Annotated in this window: 6 protein-coding genes; 4 read left to right on the forward strand and 2 right to left on the reverse strand. The window is 64.6% G+C overall.

The genetic code is table 11. The annotated features are described in order from the left end of the window. Positions 1 to 111: 111 nt before the first annotated feature. From nhaB to J5M58_RS13050, 3 genes are all read left to right on the forward strand, one after another. Positions 112 to 1,614, forward strand: coding sequence for a sodium/proton antiporter NhaB (gene nhaB / locus J5M58_RS13040; RefSeq protein WP_112252845.1), 1,503 nt, complete (start codon positions 112 to 114; stop codon positions 1,612 to 1,614). 227 nt (positions 1,615 to 1,841) lie between these two features. Further along, positions 1,842 to 2,387, forward strand: a complete 546-nt coding sequence (locus J5M58_RS13045; RefSeq protein ID WP_207878321.1) for a lipocalin family protein — start codon at positions 1,842 to 1,844, stop codon at positions 2,385 to 2,387. A gap of 77 nt (positions 2,388 to 2,464) precedes the next feature. Beyond that, entirely contained in the window at positions 2,465 to 3,424 is a 960-nt protein-coding gene (locus tag J5M58_RS13050; RefSeq protein ID WP_112252847.1) for a ribonuclease Z, read from the forward strand. 361 nt (positions 3,425 to 3,785) lie between these two features. On the opposite strand, the gene J5M58_RS13055 is transcribed toward J5M58_RS13050, so the two are convergent. Then, positions 3,786 to 5,069 (reverse strand): Zn-dependent hydrolase, encoded by a 1,284-nt coding sequence (locus tag J5M58_RS13055; protein WP_112252848.1) that lies wholly within the window; start codon positions 5,067 to 5,069, stop codon positions 3,786 to 3,788. Between the two features lie 137 nt (positions 5,070 to 5,206). After that, entirely contained in the window at positions 5,207 to 6,697 is a 1,491-nt protein-coding gene (locus J5M58_RS13060; protein WP_112252849.1) for an NCS1 family nucleobase:cation symporter-1, read from the reverse strand. A gap of 341 nt (positions 6,698 to 7,038) precedes the next feature. On the opposite strand from J5M58_RS13060, the gene hydA reads away from it, so the two are divergent. Beyond that, positions 7,039 to 8,478 carry a dihydropyrimidinase gene (hydA, locus tag J5M58_RS13065; RefSeq protein ID WP_112252850.1) on the forward strand — a complete coding sequence of 480 codons (1,440 nt, stop codon included), beginning with the start codon at positions 7,039 to 7,041 and terminating at the stop codon, positions 8,476 to 8,478. Positions 8,479 to 8,529 lie beyond the last annotated feature (51 nt).

An 8,529-nucleotide genomic window follows, 5' to 3' on the forward strand; every position in this document is an offset into this window, starting at 1 on the left:
GGTAACCCAGCCCGATGACCGCACTTGTGCCAAAAACGGGACTTTACGCCTTGCCTAAGACGCGCCGATCCGGCACCGTGCGCCATCGCCGAATCATAAGGATACAAATTCATGTCGCGCTCCCTGACCGGCGCCCTCGCCCACAGCTTTCTGGGCCAGTCGCCGCTTTGGTACAAGGCAGTCATCTGCCTGTTCCTGGTGCTCAACCCGCTGCTGCTGGTGACCGTCGGCCCGGTCGCTGCCGGCTGGGCACTGGTGCTCGAATTCATCTTCACCCTGGGCATGGCACTGAAGTGCTACCCGCTGATGCCTGGCGGCCTGCTGCTGGTCGAAGCCCTGCTGTTGCAGATGACCACTCCGCAAGCCCTTTACGAAGAGCTGCAGCACAACTTCCCTGTGATCCTGCTACTGATGTTCATGGTCGCGGGCATCCACTTCATGAAGGAACTGCTGCTGTTCCTGTTCTCGCGCATTCTGCTGGGTGTGCGTTCGAAGGCGATCCTGGCGTTGCTGTTCTGCGTGCTGTCGGCATTCCTCTCGGCGTTTCTCGATGCGCTGACCGTCACCGCCGTGATCATCAGTGCCGCGGTCGGTTTCTATGCGGTGTACCACCGCGTCGCCTCCGGGGCCAACCCGCGCGAAGACAGTGCGCTGGACAGCGACCAGCAGGTCGCACAGTTGCACCGTGAAGACCTCGACCAGTTCCGCGCCTTCCTGCGCAGCCTACTGATGCATGGCGCGGTGGGTACCGCCCTGGGCGGCGTGTGCACACTGGTGGGCGAGCCGCAGAACCTGCTGATCGGCCATGAGATGGGCTGGCGCTTTGCTGACTTCTTCCTGAAGGTGGCACCGGTGTCGCTGCCGGTACTGGGCGCCGGCCTGCTGACCTGCGTGCTGCTGGAAAAGCTGCGCCTGTTCGGCTATGGCACGCTGATGCCCGAGCCGGTGCGCCAGGTGCTGGCCACTTACGCCGCCGAGGACGATGCTGCGCGCACCACTGCCCAGCGCATCGCGCTGTGGGTGCAAGGGTTGGCCGCACTGATCCTGATCGTCTGCCTGGGGCTGCACGTTGCCGAGGTCGGCCTGATCGGTCTGATGGTGATCGTGCTGATCACGGCGTTCACCGGCATCACCGACGAACACCGCCTGGGCCGTGCCTTCCAGGACGCCATGCCGTTCACCGCATTGCTGGTGGTGTTCTTCGCCGTGGTGGCGGTGATTCACCAGCAGCAACTGTTCAGCCCGTTGATTGCCTGGGTGCTGGCGCTCCCGGCCGAGCAGCAACCGGGCATGTTGTACCTGGCCAACGGCCTGCTGTCGGCGATCAGCGACAACGTGTTCGTTGCCACCATCTACATTACCGAGGTGAAGCAGGCGTTCCTCGATGGCGGCATGAGCCGCGAGCATTTCGAGACGCTGGCGGTGGCGATCAACACCGGCACCAACCTGCCGAGCGTGGCGACGCCGAATGGGCAGGCGGCGTTCCTGTTCCTGCTGACTTCGGCGATTGCGCCGCTGATCCGGCTGTCGTATGGGCGCATGGTGTGGATGGCCTTGCCCTATACCGTAGTGATGGGTGGGCTGGGGTGGTGGGCGGTGACCTACTGGCTGTGAGGTAGCCTGCACCGGCCTCTTCGCGGGTAAACCCGCTCCCACAGGTATTGCGCCAGGCTCAAAGGCTGTGCAGTGCCTGTGGGAGCGGGTTTACCTGCGAAAAGGCCAGCACAGATTTGCGCTTTCGATTCTGCTGCACGCCATTCGACTTTCCAATCCCGTACAACTTTTGCCTCTCGCCCGCATCGAAACACAGGTAAGCCCCGTCCGTGTCAAGGAGGTTCACCATGGCGCTACGCACCACGTTGCTGTTTTCCTGCATGACCCTGGCCCTGCTCGGCTGCGCCGGCAACGATCACCCGGCACCGCCGCGTACCCAGCAGGTCGACCTGCAACGCTACCAGGGCACCTGGTACGAACTCGCGCGGCTGCCGATGTTCTTCCAGCGCAACTGCGTGCAGTCCGAGGCGCACTATGGCCTGCGAGAGGACGGGCGCATCGATGTGACCAACCGCTGCCAGGAAAAAGACGGCCAGTGGAACCAGGCCAAGGGCATCGCCGAAGCCCAGCAACCGGGCAGCACCGACAAGCTCTGGGTGCGCTTCGACAACTGGTTCAGCCGCCTCGCGCCCGGCCTGACCAAGGGCGAGTACTGGGTGCTGTACCACGACAAGGACTACCGCGTAGCCCTGGTCGGCCACCCGAACCGCGAATACCTGTGGCTGCTTTCGCGCACGCCCGCAGTCACCGACCAGCTGCGCGAGCAACTGCTGACGATTGCCCGGGAGCAAGGCTATGACACCAGCAACCTGATCTGGCGGCAGGCCGAGTAGCGGGCCATCGACGGCATGCAGCAATCAGGCTAAGGTGTGCGCCCTGGCGTTGCTAGGCTGAAACAAGGAGCCTGAACATGGACCTGCTGTTCCTCGGCACCTCCGCCGGCGTGCCGACCAAGGCACGCAACGTCAGCGCTACCGCCGTGATCGAAGCCAGCGGCAGCCACTGGTACCTGGTCGACTGTGGCGAAGGCACCCAGCACCGGCTGCTGCACACGCCGCTGTCGATCCGCGACCTGCGCGCCATCTTCATCACCCACGTGCACGGCGACCATTGCTTCGGCCTGCCGGGCCTGCTGGCCAGCGCCGGCATGAGCGGGCGCACCCAGCCGCTGGACCTTGTCCTGCCCGCTGCCCTGCACGACTGGGTGCGGCAGGGGCTGGTGGCTAGCGATACCTTCTTGCCATTCGAACTGCGCCTGCTGCCCGTGGAAGAGCTGGTCGAGTGGCGCAGTGATGCCGTGCAAGTAACCAGCGTGCAACTGTCGCACCGGGTACCGAGCGTCGGCTTCGTTTTCACCGAGCTCAACCCCGAACCACGCCTGGACATTCCGCGCCTGGAAGCCGATGGCATCCCCCGCGGCCCGCTGTGGGGCGACCTGGCCAAGGGCCTGACGGTGCAGCATGGCGGGCGGCGGCTGCATGGCAGCGACTACTTGCGCCCTTCGCGCCCGCCGCGGCGGGTGATCGTGTGCGGCGACAACGACAACCCCGAGCTATTGGCCGACGCAGCCAAGGGCGCGGACGTGCTGGTACACGAAGCCACATTCACCCAGGCGGTGGTCGAACGCACGGGGGTTACCTTCGGCCACAGCACCGCGGCTGCGGTGGCGCGCTTTGCCGAAGCTGCGGGCGTGCGCAACCTGGTGCTGACGCACTTCAGCGCCCGCTACCAGAACGACCCACGGCGCAGCCCGAGCATCGACAACGTGCGCGACGAAGCCCTCGCCCACTACAGCGGGCAGCTGACCCTGGCGCAGGACCTGCAGCGCTATCACATCGGGCGCGATGGCTGTCTCGAGCCGGCGGGATGAATTGTGGAGCTTCGCAGATGCTCGCCACAACATCTTCATCGCCTGTGAAATCGAGCGCCGCCCGCGCGGCGCTTCGCGGCACAAGGCCGCTCCCACATTTGTTGCAACGTGGCCATGCCTGTGAGAGAGGCGTCGCCCGCCTTGGTGCATGATTTGAGGCAAGTGGGGCTTCGGTAGCGCCAGCCAAAAAACCGCGTCAAAGCGACAAGGCTGCCAACCATTGCCTGACAAGTGTGGCACGTTGCAACAAATGTGGGAGCGGCCTTGTGCCGCGAAGCGCCGCGCGGGCGGCGCTCGATTTCACAGGCGATGAAGATGTTGTGGCGAACACATGCGAAGCCCTCCACAACCCACCGCTCCACTATGCCGCCAACCGCCCACTGGCAATCGCCTCCGATGCCGCAAGCATCGCGCGCAGCAACACCGCGCAGCCCGCCGCCAGGTCCTCGGGCGTGGCGTTCTCGATCTCGTTATGGCTGATACCGTTCTCGCACGGCACGAAAATCATCCCCGCCGGCCCGAGCTCGGCCAGGAAGATCGCGTCGTGCCCCGCGCCGCTGACGATGTCCATGTGCGGCAGGCCCAGCGCCTGCGCCGATTCGCGCACGGCATCGACACACCCTTTATCGAAGTACAACGCCGGGAAATCGGCCGTGGGTACCAGTTCGTGGCTCAGGCCATGCCTGGCACAGGTCGCTTCGATCACCGCGCGCACATCGGCAATCATCGCATTCAGCTGCTCACCCTCCAGATGACGAAAATCCAGGGTCATGCGCACTTCGCCCGGGATCACGTTGCGCGAGCCCGGGTAGGCCTGCAGGCAACCCACCGTGCCACAGGCATGGGGCTGGTGGCCGAGGGCGGTGCGGTTGACTGCCTCCACCACCGCCGCCGCGCCGACCAGTGCGTCCTTGCGCAGGTGCATGGGCGTTGGGCCGGCATGGGCCTCGACACCGCGCAGGGTCAGGTCGAACCATTTCTGGCCCAGCGCGCCCAGCACCACGCCAATGGTCTTGCGCTGATCCTCGAGGATCGGGCCCTGCTCGATATGCGCTTCGAAATAGGCCCCCACCGGGTGGCCTGATACAGCGCGCGGGCCGGCGTAGCCGATGGCGTTCAACGCCTCGCCAACGCTGACACCCTGGGCGTCGCGCTTGGCCAGGGTTTCCTCCAGGGTGAACTTGCTGGCGAACACCCCAGACCCCATCATGCACGGCGCAAAGCGCGAGCCTTCCTCGTTGGTCCACACCACCACTTCCAGCGGCGCTTCGGTTTCCACGCCGAGGTCATTGAGGGTGCGGAGCACTTCCAACCCGGCCATCACCCCGAAGCACCCGTCGAACTTGCCACCGGTGGGCTGGGTGTCGATATGGCTGCCGGTCATCACCGGGGGCAGCTTGGGGTTTCGCCCCGGGCGGCGGGCGAAGATGTTACCGACGGCGTCGATACTGACTGTGCAACCGGCGGCCTCGCACCACTGCACGAACAGGTCGCGGGCCTGGCGGTCGAGGTCGGTCAGGGCCAGGCGGCACACGCCGCCCTTGGCGGTGGCACCGAGGCGGGCCAGGTCCATCAGGGACTGCCACAGGCGGGTGCTGTCGATGTGGGGGGCGGTGGTCTTCAGGATGTCTTTGACTGGGGTCACGAGTTTCTCCTTAAGGCTTTTTGTTTTCTGTGCCGGCCTCTTCGCGGGTAAACCCGCTCCCACAGGTACAGTGTTGGCCTCGGGACCTGCGCCGTACCTGTGGGAGCGGGTGAGCCCGCGAAGAAGCCAGCGCGGTCTCACGGCAAGGGCTTGGCCACCCGCGCCGGGCTGCGCGCGACCACGCCGGCGAAGAGGTAATACAGCGCCCCACCCAGCAGCGAACCGGTGAACCAGCCGTAGTCGTAGAACCAGCTGAAACTGTCGTTGCCAATGGCCATTACTGTCAGCGCCACCGGCAACGCAAAGGCGGCAAAGCCGGCCCAGTTCCACGCCGGGTACACGTCGTCACGGTACAGCCCGGCCAGGTCCAGCTTCTGCCGGCGGATCAGGAAGTAGTCCACCACCATGATCCCGGCAATCGGCCCCAGCAGGCTGGAATAGCCCAGCAGCCAGTTGGAGTACACGCTTTCCAGGCTAAGGTCGGAGACGATCCAGCCCAGCTTCTTCAGCAACTCGTGGCCCATCAGCGCCAGGCCGATGAAGCCGGTCAGCCACACCGCGCGGCTGCGCCCGATCAGGCGTGGGGCGATGTTCTGGAAGTCGTTGGTCGGCGACACGATGTTCGCCGCGGTGTTGGTCGACAGCGTGGCGATCACGATCAGCGCCATGGCCAGGGCCACCCAGAACGGGCTGTGGATCTTGCCGATCAGGCTGACCGGGTCGGACACGGTCTCGCCAACCAGCGACGCCGAGGCAGCGGTCAGCACCACGCCCAGCGCGGCGAACAGGAACATGGTCAGCGGCAGGCCGAAGATCTGCCCGAGAATCTGGTCCTTCTGGCTGCGGGCGTAACGGCTGAAGTCGGGGATGTTCAGCGATAACGTGGCCCAGAAACCGACCATGGCGGTAAGCCCGGCGCAGAAGTAGCCGAGCATGTTCGCCCCTTCCGGGCGCTTGGGCGGCTGGGCCAGCAGTTCGGTCATCGACATGTGCGGCAAGGCCCAGAACAGCAGGCCGACGCCGACCGCCACCAACAGCGGTGCAGAAAGCGTTTCGAGCCACTTGATCGACTCGGCGCCGCGCAGCACCACCCACAGGTTCAGGCACCAGAAGACCATGAAGCCGATCACCTCGCCGGTACCGCCCAGGGCCTTCCAGCCGTCGAACACCGAGCCGAGGAACAGGTGGATGGCCAGGCCGCCGAACATGGTCTGGATGCCGAACCAGCCACAGGCGACCACCGCGCGGATCAGGCATGGCACGTTGGAGCCGAGAATGCCGAACGACGAACGCAGCAGCACCGGGAACGGAATGCCGTACTTGGTGCCTGGGAAGGCGTTGAGGGTGAGCGGGATCAGCACGATCAGGTTGGCCAGCAAGATCGCCAGCAAGGCCTCGCCCACGCTGAGGCCGAAGTAGGCGGTGAGCACGCCGCCAAGGGTGTAGGTGGGCACGCAGATGGACATGCCCACCCACAGGGCGGTGATATGCCACTTGTTCCAGGTGCGCTGGTGCACCTTGGTCGGGGCGATGTCGTGGTTGTAGCGCGGGCTGTCGAGGACATCGCTGCCCTCGGACAGCTCGAACAGGCCATCCTGCTCGACCACTTCCGATCTGCTCTGCTGCATGGGGCTTGCTCCAGATGTTCTTGTAGTTGTTTGCCCATCGGGTTGATGCGATGGCCGGAGTACACACGCTTCATGTGCTTGAAAATCTCGACCAGATTTTCATCTTGTCAAGTCAGTCAAAGTTTCAAAAAACCCCGCAATCAGCACTGCAAAACCAATAAATTCTTTAATTTCAATGAGTTAAAAACCACAAAATTAATGGGAAAATTTTCTTGCTGAATGCCGTATCTGCATCTAGCCTCCAATCTTGTCAGGCCTGACAGGATTAACCTCCCTGCCCGCCCTGCGCCAAGACAATTCCAAGAACCGGCCCAGACCGGTCAGCCTGCGAGGAAAACGGCATGTCCCTGTTGATCCGTGGCGCCACCGTGGTCACCCACGAAGAGAGTTACCCCGCCGATGTCCTGTGTGCCGATGGCCTGATTCGCGCCATCGGGCAAAACCTCGAACCACCCAGCGACTGCGAGATCCTCGACGGCAGCGGCCAGTACCTGATGCCCGGCGGCATCGACCCGCATACCCACATGCAGCTGCCGTTCATGGGCACCGTGGCCAGCGAGGACTTCTTCAGCGGCACCGCCGCAGGCCTGGCCGGTGGCACCACCTCGATCATCGACTTCGTCATCCCCAACCCGCAGCAGTCGTTGCTGGAGGCTTTCCACACTTGGCGCGGCTGGGCGCAGAAAAGCGCCAGCGACTACGGCTTCCACGTCGCCATCACCTGGTGGAGCGAGCAGGTGGCCGAAGAGATGGGCGAACTGGTGGCCAACCATGGGGTGAACAGCTTCAAGCACTTCATGGCCTACAAGAATGCGATCATGGCCGCCGACGACACCCTGGTGGCCAGCTTCGAGCGCTGCCTGCAACTGGGGGCGGTGCCCACCGTGCATGCCGAGAACGGCGAACTGGTGTACCACCTGCAGAAAAAACTGCTCGCCCAGGGCCTGACCGGGCCGGAAGCCCACCCGCTGTCACGCCCATCCCAGGTCGAGGGCGAGGCAGCCAGCCGCGCCATTCGTATTGCCGAGACACTGGGCACGCCACTGTACCTGGTGCATGTTTCCAGCCGCGAAGCGCTGGACGAAATCGCCTATGCCCGTGGCAAGGGCCAGCCGGTGTACGGCGAAGTCCTGCCCGGCCATCTGCTGCTGGATGACAGCGTCTACCGTGACCCGGACTGGGCCACCGCCGCAGGCTACGTGATGAGCCCACCGTTCCGCCCGCGCGAACATCAGGAGGCACTGTGGCGCGGGCTGCAGTCGGGCAACCTGCACACCACCGCCACCGACCATTGCTGCTTCTGCGCCGAGCAGAAAGCGATGGGCCGTGACGACTTCAGCCGTATCCCCAACGGCACTGCCGGCATCGAGGACCGCATGGCGGTGCTGTGGGATGCCGGGGTGAACAGCGGGCGCCTGTCGATGCACGAGTTCGTCGCGCTGACCTCCACCAACACTGCGAAGATCTTCAACCTGTTCCCGCGCAAGGGTGCCATTCGTGTTGGCGCCGACGCCGACCTGGTGCTGTGGGACCCGCAAGGCACCCGCACCATCTCGGCCAGGACCCACCACCAGCAGGTGGACTTCAACATCTTCGAAGGCCGTACCGTGCGCGGCATCCCCAGCCACACCATCAGCCAGGGCAAGGTGCTCTGGGCCGATGGCGACCTGCGCGCGGAAAAGGGCGCGGGGCGGTATGTGGAACGGCCGGCGTATCCGTCGGTGTATGAGGTGCTGGGGCGCAGGGCTGAAGTGCAGCGGCCGACGCCCGTGCAGCGTTAAGGCCATTGGGGCTGCTGTGCAGCCCATCGCCGGCAAGCCAGCTCCCACAGG

It is taken from the genome of Pseudomonas sp. 32_A, assembly GCF_017490905.1.
Lineage (GTDB): Bacteria > Pseudomonadota > Gammaproteobacteria > Pseudomonadales > Pseudomonadaceae > Aquipseudomonas > Aquipseudomonas inefficax.

Excerpts from the sequence above, each read along its gene's own strand:
- nhaB (WP_112252845.1), top strand. The coding sequence starts at position 112 with ATGTCGCGCTCCCTGACCGGCGCCCTCGCCCACAGCTTTCTGGGCCAG.
- J5M58_RS13045 (WP_207878321.1), top strand. The coding sequence starts at position 1,842 with ATGGCGCTACGCACCACGTTGCTGTTTTCCTGCATGACCCTGGCCCTG.
- J5M58_RS13050 (WP_112252847.1), top strand. The coding sequence starts at position 2,465 with ATGGACCTGCTGTTCCTCGGCACCTCCGCCGGCGTGCCGACCAAGGCA.
- J5M58_RS13060 (WP_112252849.1), bottom strand. The coding sequence starts at position 6,697 with ATGCAGCAGAGCAGATCGGAAGTGGTCGAGCAGGATGGCCTGTTCGAG.
- hydA (WP_112252850.1), top strand. The coding sequence starts at position 7,039 with ATGTCCCTGTTGATCCGTGGCGCCACCGTGGTCACCCACGAAGAGAGT.